Raw genomic sequence first — 26,224 nt, 5'->3', positions numbered from 1 at the left:
CAGCCGACACACGACGCCGCGCCTGCGCCTCCCGACGACCTCGCCCCACCACCCGAGCCGGTCGCAACCGCCGCGCCGCAGCCCCCCCTGCCAGCCGCGCCCACGCCAGCCCCCGCCGCACGCGTGCAAGTGCCCGAGCCGAAACGCATCGACGGCGTTCTCAGGCGCCCCGACGGCCGTCACACCATATGGCTCGACGGCAAACCCATCGAGCCTGCGCAGGCCGGCCTGAGGATGGTGCCGGGCAACGAACCCGCGCTTGCTCCCAGCGGCCTCAGCGCCCCCCGGCTGCGCGTCGGCGACCTCTGGCCTGCCCCCGCCACGACCGCACACGACACCTCCGACGAGGACGCACGACAATGAGCGCACATCCATCACCACCTCGAGCGCACGGTGGGCAGGCCCTGCTCGCAGCACTCGTGCTCTTGCTGGTACTGGGAGCGGGCGCCCTGCTCGGCGCTGGTGAGTTGCGCACGCGTGCCACCATGCTCACCCACGCCCGCAGCGTCATCGCTCTCGCCCAGGCGCGCGCAGCGCTCATCGGCTACGCCGTCAGCTATGACGAGAGCCACCCGGGCGAGGGCTACGGATTCCTGCCCTGCCCGGACAGCGGCAACACCGGCTCGACACCGATCGGCGCCTGCGGCGCCCGCGGTCAGGGCGCGATCGGCCGCCTGCCCTGGCGGACGCTCGGCCTCCCGGACCTGCGCGACGGCTGGGGGGAATGCCTGTGGTACGCCGTCGCCGGCAGCGTCAAGCACAACCCCAAGGCGCTCATGCTGAACTGGGACAGTCCGGGCCAGTTCGTCGTGCACGGCGCGGACGGCCACCGAATCGCCGCCGCCGGACCGGACGGGCGCGCCGTCGCGATCGTCTTCGCCCCAGGGCCCGCACTGGCCGGCCAAGTGCGCGCACCTGCGAGCGGTCGCACCTGCCCCGGCGGCGACTCGGCCGTCGCCGATCTCGCGCACTACCTCGATGGCGACTATCCGGCCACGGTGGATGGCACGCTCGACGTGTTCTCGGGGGGTAATCTGCCGGGCGCCGACCTGATCGCCTGGATCGGCATCGACGACATCTTCGACGCCCTGCGCCGACGCGCCGACCACGCGGCACGGATCGACGCGCTCATCTCGGACATCGCCTCCGCGCTCGATGCTCGCCTCGCCGAACCTGACTTCACTCACCGCCATTTCGACACGGAGGTCGGCGCACTGCGCTCCGGCGTCCTGCCCAACGCCGCCGACCTAGGACTGCCCGCGGCCGAGCGGGCGCGCATCGACCATTGGCGCGACCAGATCCGCGTCGCCATCTGCACCGACAGCGACGCCTGCATCGAGATCACCTCCTCAGACACTGCCACCACCCGGCACTGCCGCGCGGCGCTGCTGTTCGCCGGCGAACGCATCCGTCACGGCGCTGGCCGCCAACTGCGCGCAACCGCCGCCCAGCGCGCCGATCCCGCACAGTACTTCGAGGGCACGAACGCGCTCCACCTCAAGGCCGGCGTTCCTCGCTTCGAGGGCGCCGAGCGCTTCGCGGCCCACGAGCGCGGACAACCGGCAGTGCAAGACATCGTCCGCTGCCTGTCATGACACAGACGCCCCCGCTCCGCGCTATCGAGAGGCCGAAGCGAGCCCTTGCGCGACACCCCCGAGGCCGCGGCTTCACCCTCGTGGAGCTGGCCATGGTCCTCGTCATCCTCGCCGTACTCGGTGCAGGCCTGCTGGTGCCACTGGGCAGCCGGATGGACGCCCGCGACCGCCAGGCCAGCCTCGAACGCCTCGGCGACATCCAGCACGCCCTCATCGGCTTCGCACTCATCCACGGCCGTCTGCCCTGCCCGAGTACCACCACCGACCCCGCCAGTCCGCTCTATGGCATCGAGGACCCGGCGCCGTGCAGCTTCGCAAGCGAAGGCCGCCTGCCCTGGCGCAGCCTGGCCGTGCCCGCCACCGACGCGTGGGGCTCACCACGCACTGCGGTGGGCGACGACTGGGGCGGGCACTGGCACTACCGCGTCGACCCGCGCTTCGCCGAGGCCCCGATCACCGCCGCCACCCTGCCATCGGCCAACCTTCAGATCCGCGGCCACGACGGCAGCCGCATCACGACCTCCGATTCGCAGGCCGTCGCCATCGTCTACTCCACCGGCCCCAACCGGCGAGCCGACGGCCTCAACGCCAGCTACACCGTAACCGCCCCTCTTTACCAGGCAGGCCCGCCCACACCCGACTACGACGACCTGCTCGCCTGGCTCGGCCGGCCGTTGCTGATTGCCCGCCTGGCACAGGGCGGACGACTGTAGGGCAAGGACACCCGTGTTTTTCATCCACCATCGAAGGAGACCACCATGAACACCAAGCAGGACGGATTCACCCTCGTCGAGATCGCCATCGTGCTGCTCGTCGTCAGCCTGCTGCTCGGCGGCGTCATGAAGGGGCAGGAACTGATCGACAGTGCCAAGGTGAAGAACCTCGGCCAGGATTTCCGCAGCATCCCCGCGATGGTCCATGCCTACCAGGACAAGTACCGCGCCCTGCCCGGCGACGACCGTAATGCACGCATGCATCTGTGCCCAGGCAGCAGCGAGTGCACAGCCCTCGGCAACGGCAACGGCGTCATCGATGGCAACTGGGACGACAGCAGCGGCAGCGAGAGCGTGCGCTTCTGGCAGCACTTGCGCCTCGCCAACGTCGCCAGCGGCAGCACCGACCCAGACGATGCCGGCTTCCTGCCGCGCAATGCGGTCGGCGGCAGGGTCGGCGTCCAGCGCGGCGGCACCGTGCTGGGCATCCCCGGCGCGATGGTCGTGTGCTCGGACGCAATCGTCGGCAAGCTGGTGCGCCAACTCGACATCGCGCTCGACGATGGCAACCCGGCAACTGGATCAATGCGCGCCGGCACGGCTGGCGAAGGCGCACTGGTGCCGATCTCGGCAACCAATCCGCTCGACGACAGCGCCAGCCACACCGTCTGCGCCAGTCTCTGAGCACGGGTAGCGCTTGATATACAATCGGGGGCTCGCACACGGTGCTGCGCGCAGCGATACATTCCATGCGCGTCGCACCGCGCCCCCGCCAGTCTCAAGCATGGACCGCATGGACTCAACTCCAGAAACGGGTGACAGCCGCGCCGTCGCCCTCGCCCGCCGGGTATTGCGCATCGAGGCCGATGCAGTCGCCGCCCTTGCCGACCGCATCGGCGCAGACTTCGAGCGTGCCGTCGACATCATCCGCCAGCGCCACGGGCGCGTGATCGTCACCGGTATCGGCAAGTCCGGGCACATCGCACGCAAGCTCGCGGCTACGCTCGCGAGCACCGGCACGCCCGCCTACTTCGTGCATGCCGCCGAAGCCGCACACGGCGACCTCGGCATGATCACCCCCGAAGACGTGGTCATCGCCCTGTCGAACTCGGGGACGAGCGAGGAAGTGCTCACCATCGTGCCGCTGGTCAAGCGCCAGGGCGCACGCCTGATCTCGATGACGGGACGCCCGGAGTCGCCGCTCGCGGTACAGGCCGACGTCCACCTCGACGCCGCCGTCGCCGAGGAAGCCTGCCCGCTCAACCTCGCCCCCACCGCCAGCACGACCGCCGCACTCGCGCTTGGCGATGCACTCGCGGTTGCCCTGCTCGACGCGCGCGGTTTCGCCGCGGAGGACTTCGCACGCTCGCACCCGGGCGGTGCACTTGGCCGTCGCCTGCTCACCCACGTCGCCGACGTGATGCGCCCCGCCAACGCCGTGCCGCGCGTGCGCCCCGACGCCCTGCTCAGCAGCGCCCTGCTGGCGATGACAGCCGGTGGCATGGGTATGACCGCCATCGTTGACAGCGACGATCGGCCGCAGGGCATCTTCACCGATGGCGACCTGCGCCGCGCGCTCGAGAAAGGCTGCGACGTGCGCAGCGCGCACGTGACCGCGGTGATGAGCCACAATCCGCGCAACATCGGCCCCCAGGCCCTGGCGGCCGAAGCCGCCGAGGTCATGGAGCGCCTGCGCATCAGCCAGCTGCTGGTGGTCGACGGCGACAACCGTCTCGTCGGCGCGCTCACGACTCACGACCTGATGCGCGCCAAGGTGATCTGAGTGATCGACACCTGGCGCCTCTACCCGGTTCTCGCCCTCGCCGCACTGGCAGGCGCCTCGCTCTGGCTCGAGCGCATCACCCGCATCGAAGAGCCGGTTGCCGCGGTCGAGCATGGCGGTCCGGACTTCGTCGCCGAACACACCCGCCTGGTGGGGTTCGGTGAAGACGGCCGGCAGCGCTACGAACTGCTCGCCGAGCGCCTCGAGCACTTCCCTGGCAGCGACATCACCCGACTCCACGAACCGCGCCTGCACATGCAGGACGCACAACGCGACACCCACATCAGCGCCACGCGCGGCGACGTCTCCCCAGGGGGCGAGCGCGTCGATCTCGAAGGCAAGGTGCAGGTCCGCCGTCCTGGCTCCGCGGACGCCCTGCCACTCGCACTCGACTCCGAAACGCTGACGGTGTGGCCCGACGCCCACCGCGCCCAGACCGACTCCCCGGTGGTCCTGATGCGCGGCGACAGCCGGGCCACCGCCCAGGGCATGCGCGCCGACAACCTGTTCGGCACGCTCGAACTGACCGGCGAGGTCCGCACCCACATGCCTCGCCGCCAAGGACCCTCCTCATGAAGCACACTCATCGCATATCCCTCACCCGTTGCCTGGCCACCCTGGGGGTGGCAGCGCTCGCCGCATTTTCCGCCCCTGCCATCGCCGAGAAGGCCGACCGCGAGCAGCCGGTCAATATCGAGGCCGACCGCCTGACGGTGGACGACCGCAACAAGGTGCACGTGTTCGAGGGCAACGTGATCCTGTCGCAGGGCTCACTGACGATCCGTGGCGACAAGCTGGTCGTGACCCAGGACGCCGCGGGCTTCCAGAACGGCGTCGCCACCGCCACCGGCAACCGCCTGGCCACCTTCCGTCAGCGCCGCGAAGGCACTACGGATCAGTACGTCGAAGGCGAAGCCGAGCGCATCGAATACGACAGCCGCAGCGAGAAAGCGCGCCTGTTCAACCGCGCCCGCGTCACCAGCGGCGGCGATCAGGTCAGCGGCCACTACATCGAATACGACGCCATCACCGAGAACTACCTGGTCACCAACGCCCCCGGCAGCCAGCCGGGCGCACCATCCAGCCGGGTGCGTGCCGTGATCCAGCCCAAGTCGGACGGCCAACAGTAAGCGCACTCGACCTTCTTCCACCGACACGCAGCACCCCGACAACAGGAGAACCCATGAGCTTTGAACTGATCATCGCCGAGAAGCGCGGCCGCGTCGGCCTCATCACCCTGAATCGCCCCAAGGCACTCAACGCCCTCAACGATCAGGTCGTCGACGAGATCACCGCCGCGCTGAACGACTTCGAGTCCGACGAAGGCATCGGCGCCATCGTCATCACCGGCTCCGAAAAGGCGTTCGCCGCTGGTGCCGACATCGGCGCGATGGCTACCTTCTCCTACATGGACGCCTACAAGAGCGAATACATCACCCGCAACTGGGAACGCGTGAAGACCTGCCGCAAGCCGGTCATCGCCGCAGTGGCGGGCTTCGCCCTGGGCGGCGGCTGCGAGCTGGCGATGATGTGCGACATCATCATTGCCGCCGACAGCGCGAAGTTCGGCCAACCCGAAGTCAAGCTCGGCATCCTGCCGGGTGCAGGCGGCACGCAACGCCTGCCGCGCGCGGTCGGCAAGGCCAAGGCCATGGACCTGTGCCTGTCCGCCCGCTTCATGGATGCCACCGAAGCCGAGCGCGCCGGTCTGGTGTCGCGCGTGGTGCCGGCCGACAGACTCCTCGACGAGGCCCTGGCCGCCGCCGAGACCATCGCCAGCTTCTCGCTGCCGGTGGTGATGATGATCAAGGAATCGGTCAACCGCGCCTTCGAAAGCAGCCTCAACGAAGGCCTGCTGTTCGAGCGCCGCGTCTTCCACGCCGCTTTCGCCCTCAACGACCAGAAGGAAGGCATGGCCGCCTTTGTCGAAAAGCGCAAGGCCAACTTCACCCACGACTGATCGCTCACCCCCCTTCTGCACTGCGGCAAGGCCATGCCACGCCGCAGTGCCTTGGTCATCGGCCCGCAACAAGGGTGTTGCACACTGCATGTGGATCGCTCGGCAGACCAAGCGTTTGCTGGGCCGGACAGCGGCGCACATGATTGGATAAAGCAATCGAATAGCGATTGTGCGATGCACAAATTTTCGCTTGACAGCTTGAGGCGCCTCCGTATAATCCGAACCATGCTGCAACGCAACATGTGGCATGAAACCACGATGTGCATGCAATCCGGGCTTGATTACAGGAGATTCAAATGAGCAACTTCACCACCCCCGAGCAGTTCGCCGCCGCCAACAAGGCCAACATCGAGACCCTGCTGACCCTGGCCAACACCGCCTTCGCCAGCGCCGAGCGCCTCGCTGCCCTGAACCTGAACACCGCCCGCTCGATCCTCGAGGACGGCGTTGCCAACACCAAGACCCTGCTCGCCGCCAAGGACGTCCAGGAACTGGTGAGCCTGCAGGCTTCGCTGGCCCAGCCGATCGTCGAGAAGGCCGTCGCCTACGCTCGCAGCGTCTATGAGATCGCCTCGCAGAGCCAGGAAGAAATGTCCAAGGTCTTCGAAGGCCAGGTCGCCGAGCTGAACAAGGGCGTCGCTACCGCCCTCGACAAGGCTGCCAAGTCGGCGCCCGCCGGTTCGGACGTCGCCGTCGCCGCCGTCAAGTCGGCCATCGCCGCCGCCAACAGCGCCTACGACAGCATGAGCAAGGCTGCCAAGCAAGTCGCCGAGATCGCCGAAGCCAACGTGGCTGCCGCGACCAACGCCACCGTCAAGGCCGTCAGCACCACCGCCAAGACCACCTCCAAGAAGGCTGCCTAAGCTTCCTCGGTAAAGGTCTGACGAAGCGGCCCCTCATCGAGGGGCCGTTTTGCGTTTACCGCCCGCCGACGCATCAGTCGTATTTGATGTAGCGGAAGCGCTGGTCATCATTGGGAGTGCCTTCAAGCACACCCCCCTCGCGGCCGGGTTGCCACTGGATCAGCGCCTCGATCCTGCTGGCGAGCGCGAAGTCGCGCTCGGTCACCCCTTTCGCGGAATGGGTGCACAGTTTCACGATCACGAAGGCATAGGACACAACAAGGTCCGGGTGATGCCAGGCCGCTTCGGCAAGGTGGCCGACGGCATTGACGACCATCAGCGTGCCCTTCCAGCCTTCCGTGCGGTACTTGCGCCGGATCCAGCCATTTTCGTAATACCAATGCGGCAGTTCGCGCGCCAGGCGCTGGCGAATCTCATCCTCGCCCAGCGCGGGCAGTGTGTCGCTCATATCGACCTCCTGCGGGTTCGGGCTTTCAATGTAGCCCGCGGTGCAGCGCACGTCCAAGGCGTAGATGAGAGGCCGTCGAAGCCCCCCCCGTGACGACGAAAAGCTCGCGGCTGGCGCCACTCCCACCGGGGGAGAGACCCGCGGCGGCGGGCTTTGCTGTAGGAGCGGCGCGAGCCGCGAGCTTTTCGGGCACGCCACAAAAGACTATCGCCTTCAAACCCTCGCGGCTGACGTGTAACCAGATCAGGCTTCGGGCGCGCCCGTGCCACCGTCCTGGTCATGCACAGCCGACGCCTCGCCGGCATAGTGATGAGGGAAAAGCCTCTGCATCTCGCTCTCGACCCAGGCCTCGGCGCGCGCGTTGATCTGCTCTGCCTTCACGCCCTTGACGTCGATCACCGGACCAATGCTGACGATGATCTCACCAGGGCGCTTGACGAAGGCATTGCGCCGCCAGAACTCGCCCGCATTGTGCGCCACCGGGACCACCGGCACGCCCGCACGCTTGGCGAGGATGGCGCCGCCCGGCTTGTAGCGCTTCACCGTCCCCGGGGCAACACGCGTACCCTCGGGGAAGACGACAACCCATAGACCCTCCTTCAGGCGCTCGCGGCCCTGCTCGACAACCTGGGCGAGCGCATCCTTGCCCGCATTGCGATCGATCGCAATGCCCGGAATGCTTGCCAAACCCCAGCCAAAGAATGGCACGCGCAACAGCTCGCGCTTGAGCACGAAGCACAGCGGCGGAAAGATCTGCTGCAGCGCGATCGTCTCCCATGCGGACTGATGCTTGGACAGCACCACGGCCGGGCCGGCAGGCATGTTCTCGGCACCGATCACCCTGTAGCGGATACCGAGAACATGGCGGATCACCCACATCATCACCGGCACCCAGGACGTGATCAGGCGATGGCGGGTCATCGGCGGTAGCCAGAAGATCAGCGTGGCAAAGATCGCATAGGGCACGGTGATCAGTGTGAGCAGTATTGCGAACAGGAATGAGCGGATGAGATGCACAGTGTGGTCCAGGCGTCATTGGGCGCAGATCGCACCGCCCTGACGGTGCGCCTGCCATGAGTTTCAGGCCGTGAGCGTAGCGGCCACGGCGTCGAGATCGGGGAAGATCCGGGTCGAGGGCGGCAGTTCGGGACTGTCCTTGGTGTGCAGCCCCTTGCCCGTCAACACGAGGAAGGGCTGGCAACCTGCGGCAACCCCCGCCTGCAGGTCGCGCAGGCTGTCGCCCACGCAGGGTACGTCCTGCAGCGCGACATTGAAGCGCTCGGCAATCTGCAGGAACAGGCCGGGCTTGGGCTTGCGGCAGTCGCAGGTGGAGTCCGCCGCATGCGGACAGAAAAAAACCGCATCCAGGCGACCGCCGACCTGCGCCAGGCTGCGCACCATGCGGTCATTGATGGCATTTAGCGTATCCATGCCGAACAGGCCGCGCCCCACGCCGGACTGGTTGGACGCCACCACCACGCGCCAGCCCCACTGGTTGAGGCGCGCGATCGCCTCGAGCGAGCCGGGGATCGGCTTCCATTCTTCGGGCGACTTGATGAACTGCTCGGAGTCGACGTTGATGACGCCGTCGCGGTCGAGAATGATGAGCTTCATCTGCAGACTCCCTGGGATGCATACATACCCGCGACGGCGCGCGCCGCGGGTCTCGTGACGCTCAGGCCGACAGGCGCGAGATATCAGCGACCTGGTTCATCAGGCCAGCCAGTTGCGCCAACAGCGCAAGGCGGTTGGCACGGGTCAGCGGCTCTTCTGCCATCACCATGACGTCCTCGAAGAACTGGTCGACCGCCGCACGCAGGCCGGCGAGCGCACACAGCGCCGCAGTGTAGTCCTCGTTGGCGACATGTGAGCGCACCAGCGGCGCGACTTCGACCACCTGACGGAAGAGCGCCTTCTCGGCCTCCTCCTGCAGCAGTGCGAGATCGGGCTCGCCCGGCGCACCCTCGGCCTTCTTCAGGATGTTGACGATGCGCTTGTTGGCGGCCGCCAGAGCCTCGGCCTCGGGCAGCGCGCGGAAAGCCTCCACCGCGGCGAGCTTGGCGGGCACCAGATCGATGCGTACCGGCTTGAGCGCGAGCACGGCGTCGATCACCGCGCCGTCGCGCCCTGTCTCTCGCAGCAGGTTCTTCAGGCGCTCGAACATGAAATCCTGCAACTGCGCGGCGAAACCCTCGGCGGTCAGCAGACCGGGCTTGAAGCCGGCGGCAGCGGTGTCGATGAGCTTGGGCAACTCGAGCGGCAGCGGCGCTTCGATGAGGATGCGCAGCACGCCGAGGGCTGCGCGGCGCAGCGCAAACGGGTCCTTGTCGCCCGTCGGCACCATGCCTATGCCGAAGAAGCCGGCCAGGGCGTCGAGCTTGTCGGCCAGTGCCACCGCAGCGGCGACATTGCCCGCGGGCAACTCATCGCCGGCAAAGCGCGGCTGGTAATGGGCCTGGATGGCATCGGCCACCACCTGCCCCTCGCCGTCGGCGAGCGCGTAGTAGCGGCCCATGATGCCCTGCAGCTCGGGGAATTCGCCCACCATGTCGGTGACGAGGTCGGCCTTGGCCAGGCGTGCGGCGCGCTTGGCCGCGGCGACGTCGCCGTGCAGTTGGGCGACGATCGCGCCGGCCAGGGCTTCGAGGCGCTCGACACGCTCGAGCTGACTGCCGAGCTTGTTGTGATACACCACCGGCGCCAGGCGCGGCAGGCGAGCCTCGAGCTTCTGTTTCTTGTCCTGCTCGAAGAAGAAGCGCGCGTCCGAGAGCCGCGGGCGCACCACGCGGGCGTTGCCGGCGACGATGTTGCTCGGGTCGGCCACCTGCATATTGGAGACGATCAGAAAACGGTTGAGCAGTTTGCCGGCGCCGTCGAAGAGCGGAAAATACTTCTGGTTGGCGCGCATCGTCAGGATCAGGCACTCCTGCGGCACGGCAAGGAACTCGGCCTCGAACTCGCCCACATACACCGTCGGATGCTCGACCAGCGCCGCGACCTCGTCGAGCAGGTCGGCATATTCGTTGAGCAGCGCGCCCTGCTTCGCGGCCTCGGCGAGCAGCTGGCGCTCGATGTTGGCGCGGCGCTCGGCGAAGTTGGGAATGACCTTGCCCTCGGCGAGCAGCGTGGGCTCGTAGGCATCCGCAGTCGCGATGTCGATGTCGCCGCGACTCATGAAGCGGTGGCCACGCGTGGTGCGCCCCGAGTCCAGGTCGAGCACGCGGCCCGGCACCACATCGGCGCCGTGCAGGAAGGTGAGCTTATGCACCGGGCGCACGAAGGTCGCGTCGCCGTCGCCCCAGCGCATGACCTTGGGAATCGGCAGCGCCTTGATCGCGTCCTGCACGATCGCCGACAGGACGTCGGCGAGCTTGGCGCCCGGCACCATGGCGGTGTGGAACAGCGCCTCGGCCTTGCCGTCCATGCGGCGCTCGAAGCCGGCGACGGCCCCCACCGGGATGCCCTTGGCTTCCATCTTCTTGAGCAGCGCCGGCGTCGGCTTGCCCTCGGCGTCGAGTGCCACGGACACGGGCATCAGCTTCTCGGTGACCTCCTTGGCAGCGGCCTCTGAGGCCACCTTCGCAACCGTCACCGCCAGCCGGCGCGGGCTGGCGAAGGTGTGGAAGGCGGCGTCGGCAGGCGCCAGCCCCTTGGCCTTGAGGCCATCGGCGATCCGGGTAGCGAAAGTCTCGCCCAGGCGCGGCAGGGCCTTGGGCGGCAGTTCTTCGGTGAGCAGTTCAACGAGCAGGGTCGCGCTGGTCATCACGCGGCCTCCTTGGTGGTATTCAGCATCGGGAAGCCAAGGGCTTCGCGGGATTCGAAATAGGCCTGGGCGACGGCGCGCGACAGGTTGCGGATGCGGCCGATATAGGCGGCGCGCTCGGTCACCGAGATAGCGCCGCGGGCGTCGAGCAGGTTGAAGGTGTGCGCGGCCTTCAGCACCATCTCGTAAGCCGGCAGCGCGAGGCCGACTTCCATCACGCGCCTGGCCTCGGATTCGTAGTTGTTGAACAGCGAGAACAGGAAGTCGACGTTGCTGTGCTCGAAGTTGAAGGTCGACTGCTCGACCTCGTTCTGGTGATAGACGTCGCCGTAGGTCACCTTGCGCCCGTCCGGCGCGATCGACCACACCAGGTCATAGACGTTTTCAACGCCCTGCAGGTACATCGCCAGGCGCTCGATACCGTAGGTGATCTCGCCCAGCACCGGCTTGCAATCGAGGCCGCCGACCTGCTGGAAATAGGTGAACTGGGTGACTTCCATACCATCCAGCCACACTTCCCAGCCCAGGCCCCAGGCGCCGAGGGTGGGGTTCTCCCAGTCGTCCTCGACGAAGCGGATGTCGTGCACCATCGGGTCGATGCCGAGCGCGCGCAGGCTGTCGAGGTAGAGCTCCTGGATGTTCAGCGGCGAGGGCTTCAACACCACCTGAAACTGATAGTAGTGCTGCAGGCGGTTGGGGTTCTCGCCATAGCGGCCGTCCTTGGGGCGGCGCGAGGGCTGAACGTAGGCAGCGTTCCAGGGCTCGGGGCCGATGGCGCGCAGGAAGGTGGCGGTATGGCTGGTGCCGGCGCCCACCTCGAGGTCGTAGGGCTGCAGCAGCACGCAGCCGCGCTCGCCCCAAAAGTGCTGGAGCGTGAGGATGACTTGCTGGAAGGTCGGTTTCACGAGTCGGGATTCGGTGGTCATGGTCTCGGGCAGCCTCCGGGCTGCGCAGCGCACGCAAAGACCGTGATTTTACCGGGCTTCGGCAAGTGCGGGGGCTTCGGCTCGGCGCAATCGCGCCGAAGCCCTCACCCGCTCGACCCGGCGCGGGCGCGATCGCCTTCAACCCCTCGCGGCTGGCGCCGCTCCCACGGGGGAATCGAGCGCGCGACGCCCTGCTGTAGGAGCGGCGCGAGCCGCGAGCTTTTCGTCACAGCCGACCACGCCCATCACCTTCAACCCCTCGCGGCTGGCGCCGCTCCTACGGGGGAATCGAGCGCGCGACGCCCTGCTGTAGGAGCGGCGCGAGCCGCGAGCTTTTCGTCACAGCCGACCACGCCCGTCACCTTCAACCCCTCGCGGCTGGCGCCGCTGCTACCGAGGGTCGCGGCGGGTGGTTATGCGCTCAAACCCTCCGGCGGGAAAGAGGGAGCGCGGCGATGACGAGGAGCGCGACAATCAGGGCAAGGCCATCGCCCCAGCGGGCGTAGGGGGTCATACCGTTGAAGCCCTGAACCTGCACGCGCAGCACGCCACGCTCGAACTCGGGCAGCACGCCGGCGACCCGGCCGTCGGGCTGGACCAATGCGGTCATGCCGGTGTTGGTCGCGCGCAGCATCGGCCGCCCGGTCTCGAGCGCGCGCACGCGCGCGATCTGCAGGTGCTGCGGCTGGGCAAGCGAATCGCCGTACCAGGCCAGATTGGAGAGGTTCAGCATCAGCGTGGCCTGTGGCAGGGCGCGGATCAGCTCCGCGCCGAACAGGTCCTCGTAGCAAATATTGATCGCCACCCGCTGCCCATCGATCAGCATGGGCGGCTGATCGGGCGCGCCACGAGTCTGGTCCGCCATGGGAATGTCGACCAGGCGGTAGAACCAGCCGAACAAGGGCGGCGAGTACTCGCCGAACGGCACCAGGTGCTGCTTGGCGTAGTGCTGCTCCGGCGCGCGCCCCAGGCTCATCGCGGCGTTGTAGATCCGTCCCGCCTCGTCACGCCGGAATACGCCGAGCACAAGGTCTCCACCGGCCTCGCGTGCAAGCTTTGCGAGCACCTCCAGGTAGCCCGCAGGCAGGCGTTCGAGCAAGGTGGGCAAGGTGGTCTCGGGCAACACCGTGATCGCGGGAGGCGCCGGTCGGCCAAACTGCTCGCGTACGAGATCAAGGTTGACCTGCAGCACATCGGCGAAATGATCGGGATCCCACTTCAGGCTTTGGGCAAAGTTGGTCTGCACCAGCGCGACCTCGAGCGGCTCGCCAACGGGCTGTGTCCACGCCCGCCCCTGCAGGCCAGCCCCGGCGGCGAGCACCACGACCGCAGCCAACACGGCCGGCCAGGCACGCACAGCGCTGGCCGCGCTGGCGACAAGCGCCGCCAGGAAGGCAACGAGCCCGCCCACACCGTACACGCCGACCACCGCCAGCCAGCCGCCGAGCGGACTGGGCGGCGTCTGCGAATAACCGATGGCCAGCCACGGGAAGCCGGTGAATACGACGCCGCGCAACCATTCCGCAAGCAGCCACAAGGCGCCGAACAACACGGCCTGGACCAGCCCGTGCGCCAAGCCCAGCCGCCGACGCAGGGCGACGAAGACGCCACCTGCCAGTGCGGGATAAAGCGCGAGGTAGGCACAGAACAGCGCAATGGCGAGCGCAGCGAGCGGGATCGGCATGCCGCCATAGCGCTCGAGCGCGACATACAGCCACGACACACCACCGATGAATGCACCGAAACCCCAGGCAAAGCCGAGCGCGAAGCCCTGGCGCCAGCACCCGGCACGCCCGAGCAGCCAGGCCAGCACGGCCAGGCTCGCGAAGGCAAGCGGGAACAGCCCGAAGGGCGCAAACGCGAATACCGACGCGCCGCCCGCGAGCAACGCGGCAAGCAGGGCGACACGCATCACTCGGCGGCGGGCTCGGGCTGCGGCAGATGCTCGACGACCAGGGTGTAGACCCGCCGGCTGTCGGCGCGCAGTACCTGGATCTTCAGACCCTCGAGCTCCACGGCTTCACCGCGCTTGGGCAGACGCCCGAAGTGGCGTATGACGAGACCGCCAACGGTGTCGTATTCCTCGTCGCTGAAGTGGGTGGCGAACGCTTCGTTGAAGTCCTCGATCTCGGTCGTGGCCTTCACACGGTAGCGACCGCTGTGATCGAGGCGGATGCTGTCGCCGACCTCGTCGAAGTCGTACTCGTCCTCGATATCGCCGACGATCTGTTCGAGCACATCCTCGATGGTGACCAGCCCGGCCACGCCGCCGTACTCGTCGACCACGATCGCCATGTGGTTGCGCGACACCCGGAACTCGCGCAACAGCACGTTGAGGCGCTTGGACTCGGGCACGAACACGGCAGGACGCAACATGTCGCGCAGGTCGAATTCGCGCCCGGCGAAGTAGCGCAGCAGGTCCTTGGCAAGCAGAATGCCGGCGACATCATCCTTGCCGTCACCAATGGCGGGGAAGCGCGAATGCGCGGTGTCGATGGCGAAATTGACGATCGCGTCGATCGGATCGTCCAGGTGCACGCAGTCCATCTGCGCGCGCGGAATCATCACGTCACGCACCTGCATGTCGGACATCTGCAGGGCGCCTTCGATGATGGAAAGGGCATCGGCGTCGATCAGGTTGCGATCGAAGGCCGCGTGCAATTGCGCGAGGAGTTCTTCGCGATCTTCCGGCTCGCGCGAGAGAAAGGCCGAAAGTCGCTCAAGTAACGACGGTTTAGGGGAACTGTCCATTTTTTGGGTCGGGGTCTCCACTCAAGCCCAGGGGTCGTGCAATTCAGCCTCGCGCGCACCGCGCTCAGGCATAGGGGTCTGCATAGCCCAGCCCGCGCAGGACGTCGGTTTCGAGCCGCTCCATCACCGCTGCCTCAGCCTCATTCTCGTGGTCATGGCCCTGCAGGTGGAGCATGCCATGCACGACCAGGTGCGCGAAGTGAGCTTCGGGCGTCTTGCCCTGCACCGCTGCCTCGCGCATCACCACCGGCACGCACAGCACGAGATCGCCCGCGAGCACGGCGCTGTTGTCCTGCGCCGGCAGCGACAGGTCCTCACCGTCAGCATAGGCGAAGGTAAGCACATTGGTAGCGTAGTCCCTGCCGCGGTAGGCACGGTTGAGCTCGCGCCCCTCCTCTTCGCCGACCAGGCGCACGGTGACCTCGGCATCCTGCTGCAGCGCGGCCTGCGCCCAGCGCCGGATGTGGTTTTTCTTGGGGGCGTTGGCCTTGTCCTCGCCCTCCACCGCCTTCTGCACGGACAGCCGGAGCGCCGGCGGGCGGGCGTGCTCGGTCAACCCGGGCACATCGACGAAGCTCATGTCATGATGCACGTCGACACGCAAGGTGAGCAGATTGCAGGCGCCGGGCTGCAGCGACAGCATCGGCACCGCGGCCGCGTCGTCGGCATCGGCCTCGATCTCGAGATCGCCCCAGGCGCGCTCGGGGAAAGCGAGCACCAGCTTGCGGCCATCGCCAAAGTCGATCTCGAGCCGCTCCGCCTTCAAGCGCGTGGCCTTGCCTTCGGCGTCGATGGCGACGAGCTTCGGCTTGCCTGCTGTCGCCGCGATCCCCTTGTCCTGCCCTGCGTCCTGCTTACTCCCCGTCTTCGGCATCCTGTGATTCCTTGTCCTGCTGTTGTTGGGCGCGTGCCGCCACCCTGGCCTGCTCGATACGCGCACTTTCGCGGTCGTAAGCATCCACGATGCGTGCGACAAGCGGATGACGCACCACGTCTTCCTTGGCGAACTCGGTGAATGCGATGCCGCGCACGTCCGCCAGCACCTTGCGCGCCTCCTTGAGGCCGCTGCGCTGGCCGCGCGCCAGGTCGACCTGGGTGAGGTCGCCGGTCACCACCGCCTTGGCACCGAAGCCGATGCGGGTAAGGAACATCTTCATCTGCTCGGGCGTGGTGTTCTGCGCCTCATCGAGGATGATGAAGGCGTTGTTGAGCGTGCGCCCGCGCATGAAGGCGAGCGGCGCGATCTCGATCAGGCTGCGCTCGAAGAGCTTGCCGACGCGGTCGAATCCCATCAGGTCGTAGAGCGCGTCGTAGAGCGGGCGCAGGTAGGGGTCGACCTTCTGCGCCAGATCGCCGGGCAGGAAACCCAGGCGCTCGCCGGCTTCGACCGCCGGGCGGGTGAGGATGATGCGCTCGACCAGGTCGCGCTCGAAGGCGTCCACCGCGCTCGCCACCGCAAGATAGGTCTTGCCGGTACCGGCCGGGCCGATACCGAAGGTGATGTCGAACTCCTGGATGTTCTTCAGGTATTCCACCTGGCGCGGGGTGCGGCCGTGCAGTTCGGTGCGCCGCGTCATCAGCACGGGGGCGGGCTGCAGCGGATCGGCGCCGGCGCCACGGCTGCCGATCTCGATCAGGCCGAGTTGCACATCGTCGAGCGACAGGTCCTTGTCGGCGCGCTCGTAGAAGTGCTTGAGCGCCATCTCGCCGCGCAGCACCTGGCTGGGGTGGCCGTTGAGGGTGAAGTGCTCGCCGCGCCGGCTGACCGTGATGTCGAAGGCGTTCTCGATCTGGCGCAGGTTCTCGTCCAGCACGCCGCACAAGCGGGCCAGCCGGGGGTTGTCCACCGGCTCGAAGAAGACTTCCAGGGTTTTCGCCATTCAGGATTCCCGAACGATGATCTCGCCGCGCAGGCTATGCGGCAGCGCAGCAGTGATGCGCACATCGATGAACTGGCCGATCAGGCGGTCACGATTGGGCGAATCGGAAGGGAAGTTGACCACGCGGTTATTGTCGCTGCGGCCCATCATCTCGACCTCGGCGTTCTTCTTCGCCGCACCCTCGACCAGAATGCGCTGCACCGTGCCGACCATGGCCTCGCTGTTGGCCTGGTACTGCTCGTCGATGCGCTTCTGCAGGCGGGCCAGCCAGGCGAGCTTGGACTCCTGCGGCACGGGGTCTTCGAGGTCGGCCGCCGGCGTGCCGGGACGGGCGCTGTAGACGAAGCTGAAGGAGCCGTCGAAGCCGATATCGTCGATCAGCTTCATGGTCTTGTCGAAGTCCTCTTCGGTTTCGCCCGGAAAGCCGACGATGAAGTCCGAGGTCAGCGACAGGTCCGGCCGTGCCGCGCGCAGCTTGCGCACGACGGACTTGAACTCGATCACCGAGTAGCCACGCTTCATTGCCGCCAGCACGCGGTCCGAGCCCGACTGCACCGGCAGATGAAGCTGCGACACCAGCTTGGGGATCTTCGCGTAGCAGTCGATCAGGCGCTGCGTCATCTCGCGCGGATGCGAGGTGGTATAGCGGATGCGCTCGATGCCGGGGATCTCGGCCACGCATTCGAGCAGGAAGGCGAAATCACCAACGTCGGCGCCGTCCTCGCCATCCTCGCGCGTCAGCACGCCGCGCCAGGCGTTGACGTTCTGGCCGAGCAGGGTCACCTCCTTGACGCCCTGAGCGGCCAGGCCGGCGATCTCGGCCAGCACATCCTCGAGCGGGCGCGACACCTCGTCGCCTCGGGTGTAGGGCACGACGCAGAAGGTGCAGTACTTGGAACAGCCTTCCATGATCGACACGAAGGCGCTCGCGCCCTCGACACGTGCCGGCGGCATGGCGTCGAACTTCTCGATCTCGGGGAAGGAGATATCCACCTGCGAGCGCCCGGTCTGCTTGCGCGCCTCGATGAGCTTGGGCAGACGGTGCAGGGTCTGCGGCCCGAACACCACGTCCACATAAGGCGCGCGCTTGACGATGGCCTCGCCTTCCTGGCTGGCCACGCAGCCGCCCACGCCGATGATCAGCCCCGGCTTCTGCTGCTTGAGCAAGCGCACGCGGCCGAGGTCGTGGAACACCCGCTCCTGCGCCTTCTCGCGCACCGAACAGGTGTTGAAGAGGATCACATCGGCCTCTTCCGGGTTATCGGTCTTGACCAGTTCTTCGTGGGCGCCGAGCACGTCCGCCATCTTGTCGGAGTCGTACTCGTTCATCTGGCACCCGAAGGTGCGGATGTAGAGCTTTTTCATGATGAGAGGGAAATCACTGCGGGGCGGGATGCGAGCGGCGCGAACATCGCGGGCCGCTCAGCGTGTGGGCGCGGACGCCGCGACCTCTTGCGGGGTGAGGACCCACACCCGGTGCACCTGGCCGTTGTTGTCGAGCAGCATCCGCACGATGTATTCCCCACCGATGTGCGAGGGGAGCACGATTCGGTTGTGAACGTCGCGGATCTGCGCACCGGGACTCAGCAGCAGCACCGCCTCAACGTCCTTGCCATTGACCTTGCCCTTCACCTGGACCTTGCCAGGCTGGGCGAACGCCATCTTCACCAGGAACGCAGCCTCGGGGATGTTGCGCGGTAGCGCCGCAGACACCAGGCCGGGCAATACACCGAGCACCAGGAACAGCAGGGCAGGAAGAGATAACGGGCGCAAGGACAGACCGGAACGAGCCGGAACCGAAAAGGACAGGCGTCGAATGATCCCCGATCCCCCCTGCCCTGTCAATGCAAAAGCCTTATAAATCAAGACTTCGATGAGACCCTGACGCCACCGCCCCGACAACACCCCCGGACACGCCAAGCCATCAAACCTGTTGACGCCTACTCACCTGAACCGCTATATTCGCGAGCTCGGTTGGTGATGTAGCTCAGACGGTTAGAGCGACGGATTCATAACCCGTAGGTCGGCGGTTCGATTCCGCCCATCACCACCAAAAAATTCAGGGGCTTGCAGCGATGCAAGCCCCTTTGCTTTTCTGCCGGGTCTTGTCGAAACCGGCTGGTGCGAGTGTGGTCTGTGCGCCGTTCGGCCCGAACCCACCAGCCCAGCCGCCGCGGCTCAAACCTTGAAGCGCTCGACCTGACGCCGCATCTGCGCCGCAACGCCTTCCATTTCCTGTGCGGCCACCACGATGCTGCTTGTGGCGCTGCTGCTCTGCTCTGCCCGCAGCGCGATGTCCTCGACCCGCCGCGCCACCTCGGACGAGGCCGTTGCCTGCTCACGCAAAGCCAGGTCGAGCTCGGAGACGATGCCCGCCACCTCGCCCGAGAGTTCATGCAGGCGGCCGATCGTGCCGCCGGTCTCGACTGCCTCCGCGCTGCTGCGCCTGACGACCTGGACTCCGCGCTCGATCCCGGCAACGGCCTCCTTCGTCCCTGCCTGGACGGATGCCACCATGCCGGTGATCTCCTCGGTGGACGTGGCGGTACGTTCGGCGAGCTTGCGCACCTCATCGGCCACCACCGCAAAGCCCCGCCCCTGCTCGCCGGCCCGCGCCGCCTCGATCGCAGCATTGAGCGCCAGCAGGTTGGTCTGCTCGGCGATCTCGCGGATCACGGCGACGATATGGGAAATCTTCGCGGATTGCGCCTCCAGACCGGTGATGCGAGTCGCCGCATCACCCACCACCTGCTCGACTTCGCGCATGCCCGCAACCAACCGCTCCATCGACTGCTTGCCGGCCGTCGCGCCTGCGCCTGACTCCGCGGCTACGCGGCTCGCATCGCTGGTGCGATCGGACACATGCGAGATCGAAACAGTCAGCTCCTCGACATTGGCTGCGATGCTGCTGGCCGCCTGGCTCTGCGCCGAGGCGCCTTCGCTGACCTGACGTGAAGCCTCGAGCAGGCTCGTTGCCGAGTCACCCACCTGCCCCGCACCGTCACGGCTGAGCGCGATGGTCTCGCGTAGCGAGGACTGCATGTCGCGCATCGCGCGTACCAGGTCGCCGATCTCGTCGGCGCTCGGCTCGGGCAGGGCTGCGCGCAGGTCGCCCGCAGCGATCTGCTGAGTGCCGCTGACCGCCGCGCGCAAGCGACCACTCATACGCCCGGCAAACACCAGGGTGAGGGTGATGGCGACCGCCAGACCAATCGCGGCGGCGGAAAGCCCGCCAATGAATACCGCCCGCACCTCGGTCGCCACCTCGCCCACATTGCCTTCGGCCGCAGCGCGGTTGTAAGCGACCAGTTCGGCGACGGCATCGCGCGCCGCATCCGCACGCTGCACCCACACCGTTCGGCGCAGCGTGTCAGCCCCATTGCGATCACCGCGCGCGAGCAGGTCCCGGGCCTGCTGCACCACCTCGTGGTAGCCCAGCACACTGCGCTCAACCGCATCGAGCAGCGCACGCTCACGCTCTGAAATCTGGCGCGTCCGATAGCCGGCAATCTCCTTCATGAAACCCTGGTGCAGTTGGTCGAGCGAGGCCGTCATGCGCTCCGTCTCCGCTGCACCGGTCGCCATCATGAACTCGAGGCTGCGCACGCGGTAGCGCAGACGCCACTCGCCCATTGCCCCCGCAGCCTGCAAGCCCGGCAGGTCGTGCTGCCCGATGGTATCCACCTCGCGCTCGATCAGACGTACTTCGTAGAGCGCGAAGGCGATTGCAAACAACAGGACACCACAGGAAAGACCGGAAAGCAGGAACAGCTTGCCACGCAGGCTGAGGTTGTCGAGGGCATTCATCATGTATGTCTCCGGGGATGCGACCTCACATTATTAACCCGGCCCTTAAATAAGCTGCCCGCAATATAATGCGTGCATGGAAAAGATCGATGCACGCAAACTGGGTCCTGAAGGGCGCGAGACGCTGCGCAAGATGGTGCTGCGCCTGAAAAAGCAGTCGGATATGAGCAGCGTGGAATTGGCGAAGATCGCCGGCGTCCATGTACGCACGGTGCAGGCGTGGTTGAGGAAAGCGCGCACGGACGGTGCCGGGGCGTTGATCGAGAAGACGCGAGGTCGTCCCTACGGGGCCTGCCGGAAGCTGACGATGGCGCAGGAGGTCTGGGTGCGCCAGCGCATCGTGGGTGCGGTGCCCGAGCAGTTGAGCCTGCCTTTCGCGCTGTGGACCCGGCGGGCGATCCAGGCCTTGGTGGAGAAACAATTCGGACTGCAGTTGTCCGATCGCCTCGTGGGCAAGTATCTGAAGCGCTGGGGCTATACCGCTCAGCGCCCGGTCAAGCAAGCGATGGAGCAGCGCACCGATCTAGTCCAGGCTTGGTTGCGCGAGCGCTACCCGGCCATTGCCGCGCGTGCCAAGGCCGAAGGTGCGCTCATCTACTGGGCTGATGAAACGGCCGTCAAGGAAGACACGAACTGGATTCGAGGCTTTGCGCCGGCCGGCCGCACGCCGGTGCTCGAGGCGTCCGCCCGGTGGGGCAAACTGTCGATGATCTCGGCCATCACCAACCGGGGCGAAATCGCCTTCCAGATCGTCGAGGGCACGATCAACGCAGAACGCTTTATCGAGTTCCTTGAGCGACTGATCGCCGGTGCAACGAGCAAGGTGTTCCTGATCGTCGACAACCTGCGAGTGCATCACGCCAAGCTCGTTCAGGCCTGGCTCGAGCCGCGTGTCGAGCAGATCGAACTCTTCTACTTGCCGCCCTATGCGCCCGAGTCCAATCCGGACGAATACCTGAATCACGATTTCAAGACCGCGCTGCGCTTGGAGCCGCCCAGCCGCGATGATTCGCAGCTCTTGAAGAAGGCACACGCCATCATGCAGCGCATCGCCTCGCTCCCCGAGCGTATCCGGTCCTACTTCAAGCACCCGGCCGCTGCGTATGCTGCTCAGTAAACATATTTAAGGGCCGGGTTAATAGCAAGGCCTTGTTCATGTATTCATCGGTCCCGGCAAGCATAACTTTAGTCGTATCCAAACGCTGACTGCACAGCCATCGGAACGCAGCGGGTCAGCATGAACCCTCAGGACGTCACCAGGCCCTGCGCTGGCCCCGCACATGCGAGAATTCGGCCCCGCCCTACAGCGAGCCCCACCCGCATGCGCCCCCTCGAGCACACCGTCACCCACCTGATCATCCACACTCTGGAAAAGGCCCCCGGCTCGCCGGCTCGCCTGATCCTGCGCGAAGGACCATGCACGCTCGACGCTGCCGCGCTGCGGCTTGCCGAACGCCTGTGCAGCCAGTACGACAGCCGCTCGGCCAAGGGCTTCGGCCGCTTCGAGGAGGATGAGGAAAGCTACCCGCTGGCACGCTGGCTGCGCGAACACCTCGTCGATGAGACGCTCGACTTCGCAGGCCTGTCTCGCGCCTTCGCCGAGCGCGTGCAGGCGCTCACCGACGCGGAGGAGCTTGAAGAAGGCGGCCAGCTGGTCATGGCACGCATCCGCGAAGGGGGCGCCAACGGAGGCGGCACGGACTGCCTGTGGCTGGCGCTGATTGGTGAGGCCGAAGGCGTACGCATCGGCGGTGCGCTCGAAGCGCTCGACTGCTGCCACCTCGACTTCACCGCCCTGCATGCGGCCGGGCGCATCGACCTGTCGGGCTGGCGACGCGGTGACGAGCGCTATATCGGCTTCCTGCGCGGGCGCGGCAAAGGCGGCATGTGGTTCAAGAACGCACTCGGATGCAGCGACGTCATGGTGGCACTGCAGGAGACCAAGAAGCTGGTCGCCACGCTCGACCGCTTCGTCGACACCGAGGGCCTTGCCCCCGCCACCCGCGATGCCGTGCTCGAGCGCGCCCACGACTACCTCGACACCCTGGGCGAGGCAGGCGCCCCGGTGGTGTTCGAAGAGCTCGCGCGCGAGGTCTTTCCCGAACAGCCCGCTCGGCTCGACGCCCTGCTGCGTGCCGAGGAGACCAGGATCGCCCCCGGCTTCGTTCCCAACCGCCGCGCCATCCGCCCGCTGGTGCGCTTCAGCGCCAGCGGCGACAACTGGAAGCTCGAGTTCGAGCGCAGCGGCCTGCACTCGGGCGCAGTACATTACGACCGCGCCACCGACACCCTGGTCCTGTCGGGCCTGCCCGACTACCTCAAGCGCATGCTCGACGAGGCGCCCGAGGACTGACGCGCCCGGACTGCCCCGCGATCAACGCATGCGTTCGTATGCGTGCTCACCCGGCTGCACCTTGAACCAGCCTACGGTCTCGCGCAACTTGCCGGCGAGCGCGTCGAGATGTCGCGCAGTCTCGGCCGCATTGCTCGCGGCAGCCGTGTTCTCCTCGGTCATCTGCGCGATGTGCTCGATGCGCCGGGCGATCTCCTGAACTGCGGCATCCTGTTCGCGCACCGCGTCGGCGATGTTGCGCACCGACGTCGTGACCCGCCCGGTATCGGCGCTGGCGGCATCGAGCGCACCGGTGGAAGCCACCACGCGGGTGCGCGTCGACCCGGCTTTGTCGTTTGCCTTCTGCATGTGCGTCACTGCGGCATCGACCTGGCCCTGGATGCCACCGATGAGGCCGGATATGACGTTGGTTGCCGCGGAGGTGTTCTCCGCCAGCTTGCGCACCTCGTCGGCGACAACGGCGAAACCGCGCCCCTGCTCGCCCGCTCGCGCCGCCTCGATCGCGGCATTGAGCGCCAGCAGGTTGGTCTGGTCGGCAATATCCTTGATGGTGCGCACGATGCCGTCGATCTGGCGCGAACTCTCGGCCAGTCGCACGATGTCGCCGCTGGCGGCGTCGATCATGCCGGCCAGGCTATCGACGTTGTCCGCAGTCTCGCGCACCGCAGCCAGCGTGGCTTCGATGTCGGCACGCGCCTGCACTGCAGTCGCGTCCGCCACGCGGGCATTGCTGGCCGTCTCGGAAATGCTCACCGCAGTCTGCTGCACGCTGGCGACGACAGCTGACGCCGCCTCCGACTGCGCATCCGAGCCCTTCTCCACCTGAGCCCCTGCGGCCGACATGGACTGTGCGGCCGCAGCAATGGCATCGGCCGACTGCCGGGTCTCGCCGATCAGGGCGGCAATACGCGCCATCATGCGGTCGAACGCGGCCGCGGTACGCCCCACTTCATCCCGCCCGGAGAGGCCCGCGCGCAGGCTGCAGTCGCCGCTCGTCTCGACCCGCACGAGAACATCCTGCAAGGTGGCGAGCGGGCGGGTGATGGAGCGGATGATCACCATGCCGAACACCAGCGTCAGTGCGATCGCGAGCGTACCGAGCAGCGCCGCCACGAACATGGCCCTTTGCGCCTCTTCCGCCTGCTCACCGGCCCAGGCCAGCAGATCGCCGCTGACCCGCTGCTCGACGGTGAGCATGGCGTCGATCCGGGCGGTGGTGGTCGAGAACCATGTCTCCGGCGTCACGCCGAAACCCTCCGCAGAATCATGCAATCTGGCACGCAAGGCCTCCACCGCGGTCTCGGGCTGGCCGCTGACCGCCTGGAGGTAGGCCTGCCAGTGAATGGGCTCCGCCAGCGATGACAGGGCCGAAACGAACGCAAGCTGCTTGCCGATGCGCTCGTTCAAGCCGCGGTACTGTGCGCGTTCGATTCGGTCGGCGGTAAACACCGGCACCATCGTCGCGCGCTCCTGGCCCGCATACTCCTTGGCGTGCAACAGCATCTCCAGGGCAGCCAGGCGCTTTGCCGCGCCGCCATCGGCAACCGCTGAGCTGGCCACATTCACCGTCTTGAGCAGGGTCGCGATGGTGCTGGTATAGAACGCGCTCGACTCCGCCGCCGCGATCCCGAGACGATCGGCGCCGGCGCGCGTATCGCGCAACTGCGCCAGGCTCTGCCGGGCCGCCTGCGCCGCCGCGCTCAGCGCCTGGGCGGCACCCGCTTCGGCCGCGAGTTCGGCAAAGGCCTGCTCCACCCCCTGGACGGCCTGGTCCGTGTTGGCGCGATAGCCTGGCAGCACATCTGCAAAGCGCTTGCCGCCGCTTTGCAGATAGCCTGCCGTCGCGCCGCGCTCGATCTGCAGGTAATGCGCAGCAGCCCCCGCCTTCACCGCAAGCGCCACGGTGCGCTCGGTATCGAGCGCCGTACGCCACAGCGCATGGTTCGCCAGCATGCTGGAGACGACAAAGCCAGCCACGATGAGCAAAGGCAGAATCAGTACCGCCAAAAGCCGTTCACGAATGCCGATGTTCATGGCCCCTCCCGGGCATGCGTCACGCGAAAGAAAAAAGCTCGCGATTGTCGCCACCGGCAGTACGGGCAATCTATACGGAATGTCAAATCCAGACGCTGCAGCGCAAAAATCACACACCGCATGCGGCGCTACAGACTCACCGGCTTCAGGCATGTCGCCGCCTTCAACCCCTCGCGGCTGGCGCCGCTCCTACGACGACCCCACGCGCCGCTGTTCGCTGTAGGAGCGGCGCGAGCCGCGAGCCTTTTCGGGCGCTTCCGATCCGCCACGTCGCCTTCAACCCCTCGCGGCTGGCGCCGCTCCTACGACGACCCCACGCGCAGCTGTTCGCTGTAGGAGCGGCGCGAGCCGCGAGCTTTTCGTCGGAGGCCCCTTTACTGCAGCAGGTTGCGCGGCGAGCCGGCGACGAAGTGCTCGATGTTGTCGATGAGCTGGTCAGCCAAGGCCTGCTGGGCCTCGTCCGAGGCCCAGGCCACATGCGGCGTCAGGATGACGTTGGGGCGCGCGGCGATGCGCATCATCGGGCTGTCGGCCGCCGGCGGCTCGCCGTCAGCGACGTCGAAGCCCGCGCCGGCGATCAGGCCTTCGTCGAGCGCCTGTACCAGCGCGGCCTCGTCCACCAGGCCGCCGCGCCCGGTGTTGATGATGAGCGGACGCCGCACCATGGCGCGGAACTCGGGCATCGCGATCATGCCGCGCGTCTGCGGCGTGAGCGGGCAATGCAGGGTAATGATGTCGCTGGTCGACAGCATTTCATCCCAGGGCGTGTACAGGCTGCCGGCACCGCTCCTGCCCTTGCGTGCTGCGAACAGCGGCACCATGCCGAAGGCGCGCGCGATGTCGGCCACGCGCTGGCCCAGCACGCCTTCGCCGATGATGCCCAGGCGGGCGCCGCGCAGGTCGTGGATGGCATGGTTGAAGAAGCAGAACTGGCCCGAGCGCTGCCACTCGCCCGCGAGCACGTCGTCGCGGTAGGCGACCAGGTTGCGGCGCAGCGCCAGCATCAGCGCGAAGGTGTGCTCGGGGACGGTATTGACCGCATAGCCGCGGATGTTCGCCACCGCAATGCCACGCTGCTGGCAGTAGGCCTTGTCGACACAGTCGGTGCCGGTGGCCGCGACCGCAATCAGTCGCAGCGCAGGCAGTTGCGCCAGCACTGCGGCGGACAGCGGCACCTTGTTGGTAATGGCGATGCTGGCGCCGGCCAGGCGCTCGACGATCTGATCGGGCGCGGTCCTGTCGTAGACGACCAGCTCGTGCGCGAACGCGGGGCTGCGCAGGCGGATCTGCGGCGCGATGGTCTCGCGGTCGAGGAAGACGATCTTGTGCATGTGGCCTCTTGTCTCCA

The 26,224-nt window shown here is 67.0% G+C and carries 24 protein-coding genes, 1 tRNA gene and 1 pseudogene; 12 read left to right on the top strand and 14 right to left on the bottom strand.

Features of this window, described 5'->3' with window-relative positions:
* The 9 genes and pseudogenes from B447_RS22515 to B447_RS08205 all read left to right on the top strand — a co-directional run.
* Positions 1 to 363: pseudogene (locus B447_RS22515) on the top strand (hypothetical protein); the annotation flags it as partial.
* Positions 360 to 1,595 (top strand): hypothetical protein, encoded by a 1,236-nt coding sequence (locus tag B447_RS08240; protein WP_037982545.1) that lies wholly within the window; start codon positions 360 to 362, stop codon positions 1,593 to 1,595. The pseudogene B447_RS22515 and the gene B447_RS08240, both read left to right, overlap by 4 nt.
* Positions 1,583 to 2,308, top strand: coding sequence for a type II secretion system protein (locus tag B447_RS08235; protein WP_083491430.1), 726 nt, complete (start codon positions 1,583 to 1,585; stop codon positions 2,306 to 2,308). Before B447_RS08240 ends, B447_RS08235 begins: the two co-directional genes overlap by 13 nt.
* Before the next feature lie 45 nt (positions 2,309 to 2,353).
* Positions 2,354 to 2,992: a prepilin-type N-terminal cleavage/methylation domain-containing protein gene (locus B447_RS08230; protein ID WP_002938583.1), complete on the top strand. Its 639-nt coding sequence runs from the start codon at positions 2,354 to 2,356 to the stop codon at positions 2,990 to 2,992.
* A gap of 109 nt (positions 2,993 to 3,101) precedes the next feature.
* Entirely contained in the window at positions 3,102 to 4,091 is a 990-nt protein-coding gene (locus tag B447_RS08225; RefSeq protein ID WP_002938580.1) for a KpsF/GutQ family sugar-phosphate isomerase, read from the top strand.
* On the top strand, positions 4,092 to 4,667 hold the full coding sequence (gene lptC, locus B447_RS08220; RefSeq protein ID WP_002928484.1) for an LPS export ABC transporter periplasmic protein LptC: 576 nt from the start codon (positions 4,092 to 4,094) through the stop codon (positions 4,665 to 4,667).
* A complete protein-coding gene (lptA, locus tag B447_RS08215; RefSeq protein WP_002928481.1) occupies positions 4,664 to 5,221 on the top strand; it encodes a lipopolysaccharide transport periplasmic protein LptA in 558 nt (185 codons plus the stop codon). Before lptC ends, lptA begins: the two co-directional genes overlap by 4 nt.
* 53 nt (positions 5,222 to 5,274) lie before the next feature.
* Positions 5,275 to 6,051 carry an enoyl-CoA hydratase gene (locus B447_RS08210; protein WP_002928478.1) on the top strand — a complete coding sequence of 259 codons (777 nt, stop codon included), beginning with the start codon at positions 5,275 to 5,277 and terminating at the stop codon, positions 6,049 to 6,051.
* Between the two features lie 296 nt (positions 6,052 to 6,347).
* Positions 6,348 to 6,914, top strand: coding sequence for a phasin family protein (locus B447_RS08205; RefSeq protein ID WP_002928474.1), 567 nt, complete (start codon positions 6,348 to 6,350; stop codon positions 6,912 to 6,914).
* Between the two features lie 73 nt (positions 6,915 to 6,987).
* On the opposite strand, the gene B447_RS08200 is transcribed toward B447_RS08205, so the two are convergent.
* From B447_RS08200 to B447_RS08150, 11 genes are all read right to left on the bottom strand, one after another.
* Entirely contained in the window at positions 6,988 to 7,362 is a 375-nt protein-coding gene (locus B447_RS08200; protein ID WP_002938578.1) for a 4a-hydroxytetrahydrobiopterin dehydratase, read from the bottom strand.
* A 243-nt stretch (positions 7,363 to 7,605) separates the two neighbouring features.
* A complete protein-coding gene (locus tag B447_RS08195) occupies positions 7,606 to 8,379 on the bottom strand; it encodes a lysophospholipid acyltransferase family protein (protein ID WP_002928469.1) in 774 nt (257 codons plus the stop codon).
* 63 nt (positions 8,380 to 8,442) lie between these two features.
* Positions 8,443 to 8,976: a D-glycero-beta-D-manno-heptose 1,7-bisphosphate 7-phosphatase gene (gene gmhB, locus B447_RS08190; protein WP_002928467.1), complete on the bottom strand. Its 534-nt coding sequence runs from the start codon at positions 8,974 to 8,976 to the stop codon at positions 8,443 to 8,445.
* 61 nt (positions 8,977 to 9,037) lie between these two features.
* Entirely contained in the window at positions 9,038 to 11,125 is a 2,088-nt protein-coding gene (gene glyS, locus B447_RS08185; protein WP_002938574.1) for a glycine--tRNA ligase subunit beta, read from the bottom strand.
* Positions 11,125 to 12,051: a glycine--tRNA ligase subunit alpha gene (gene glyQ / locus B447_RS08180; RefSeq protein ID WP_002928462.1), complete on the bottom strand. Its 927-nt coding sequence runs from the start codon at positions 12,049 to 12,051 to the stop codon at positions 11,125 to 11,127. Before glyQ ends, glyS begins: the two co-directional genes overlap by 1 nt.
* Positions 12,052 to 12,472: 421 nt before the next feature.
* Positions 12,473 to 13,963 (bottom strand): apolipoprotein N-acyltransferase, encoded by a 1,491-nt coding sequence (gene lnt, locus B447_RS08175; protein WP_002938573.1) that lies wholly within the window; start codon positions 13,961 to 13,963, stop codon positions 12,473 to 12,475.
* Complete coding sequence (locus B447_RS08170) at positions 13,963 to 14,802, bottom strand: HlyC/CorC family transporter (protein ID WP_051018563.1); 840 nt, start codon at positions 14,800 to 14,802, stop codon at positions 13,963 to 13,965. Before B447_RS08170 ends, lnt begins: the two co-directional genes overlap by 1 nt.
* Positions 14,803 to 14,866: 64 nt before the next feature.
* A complete protein-coding gene (gene ybeY, locus B447_RS08165) occupies positions 14,867 to 15,676 on the bottom strand; it encodes an rRNA maturation RNase YbeY (RefSeq protein WP_002938571.1) in 810 nt (269 codons plus the stop codon).
* Positions 15,657 to 16,682: a PhoH family protein gene (locus B447_RS08160; protein ID WP_002928457.1), complete on the bottom strand. Its 1,026-nt coding sequence runs from the start codon at positions 16,680 to 16,682 to the stop codon at positions 15,657 to 15,659. Before B447_RS08160 ends, ybeY begins: the two co-directional genes overlap by 20 nt.
* On the bottom strand, positions 16,683 to 18,047 hold the full coding sequence (gene miaB / locus B447_RS08155; RefSeq protein ID WP_002928454.1) for a tRNA (N6-isopentenyl adenosine(37)-C2)-methylthiotransferase MiaB: 1,365 nt from the start codon (positions 18,045 to 18,047) through the stop codon (positions 16,683 to 16,685). It lies immediately after the preceding gene.
* A gap of 57 nt (positions 18,048 to 18,104) precedes the next feature.
* On the bottom strand, positions 18,105 to 18,455 hold the full coding sequence (locus B447_RS08150; protein WP_232431588.1) for a hypothetical protein: 351 nt from the start codon (positions 18,453 to 18,455) through the stop codon (positions 18,105 to 18,107).
* Between the two features lie 203 nt (positions 18,456 to 18,658).
* On the opposite strand from B447_RS08150, the gene B447_RS08145 reads away from it, so the two are divergent.
* Positions 18,659 to 18,735: transfer RNA gene (locus tag B447_RS08145), tRNA-Met, on the top strand.
* 125 nt (positions 18,736 to 18,860) lie between these two features.
* Here the strand turns inward: B447_RS08145 and B447_RS08140 are convergent.
* Positions 18,861 to 20,492 (bottom strand): methyl-accepting chemotaxis protein, encoded by a 1,632-nt coding sequence (locus B447_RS08140; protein ID WP_002938556.1) that lies wholly within the window; start codon positions 20,490 to 20,492, stop codon positions 18,861 to 18,863.
* A 73-nt stretch (positions 20,493 to 20,565) separates the two neighbouring features.
* Here B447_RS08140 and B447_RS08135 point away from each other — a divergent pair, with 73 nt between their 5' ends.
* Positions 20,566 to 21,606, top strand: a complete 1,041-nt coding sequence (locus B447_RS08135) for an IS630 family transposase (protein ID WP_002938555.1) — start codon at positions 20,566 to 20,568, stop codon at positions 21,604 to 21,606.
* A 204-nt stretch (positions 21,607 to 21,810) separates the two neighbouring features.
* A complete protein-coding gene (locus B447_RS08130) occupies positions 21,811 to 22,842 on the top strand; it encodes a nucleoid-associated protein (protein ID WP_002938554.1) in 1,032 nt (343 codons plus the stop codon).
* 21 nt (positions 22,843 to 22,863) lie between these two features.
* On the opposite strand, the gene B447_RS08125 is transcribed toward B447_RS08130, so the two are convergent.
* Positions 22,864 to 24,876, bottom strand: coding sequence for a methyl-accepting chemotaxis protein (locus B447_RS08125; RefSeq protein ID WP_002938553.1), 2,013 nt, complete (start codon positions 24,874 to 24,876; stop codon positions 22,864 to 22,866).
* 374 nt (positions 24,877 to 25,250) lie between these two features.
* A complete protein-coding gene (locus tag B447_RS08120) occupies positions 25,251 to 26,207 on the bottom strand; it encodes a D-2-hydroxyacid dehydrogenase (RefSeq protein ID WP_002938552.1) in 957 nt (318 codons plus the stop codon).
* Positions 26,208 to 26,224 lie beyond the last annotated feature (17 nt).

This window comes from Thauera sp. 27 (assembly GCF_000310125.2).
Lineage (GTDB): Bacteria > Pseudomonadota > Gammaproteobacteria > Burkholderiales > Rhodocyclaceae > Thauera > Thauera mechernichensis.
Note: the sequence above shows the minus strand (reverse complement) of the source record. Positions and strands in the feature narration are given on the sequence as shown.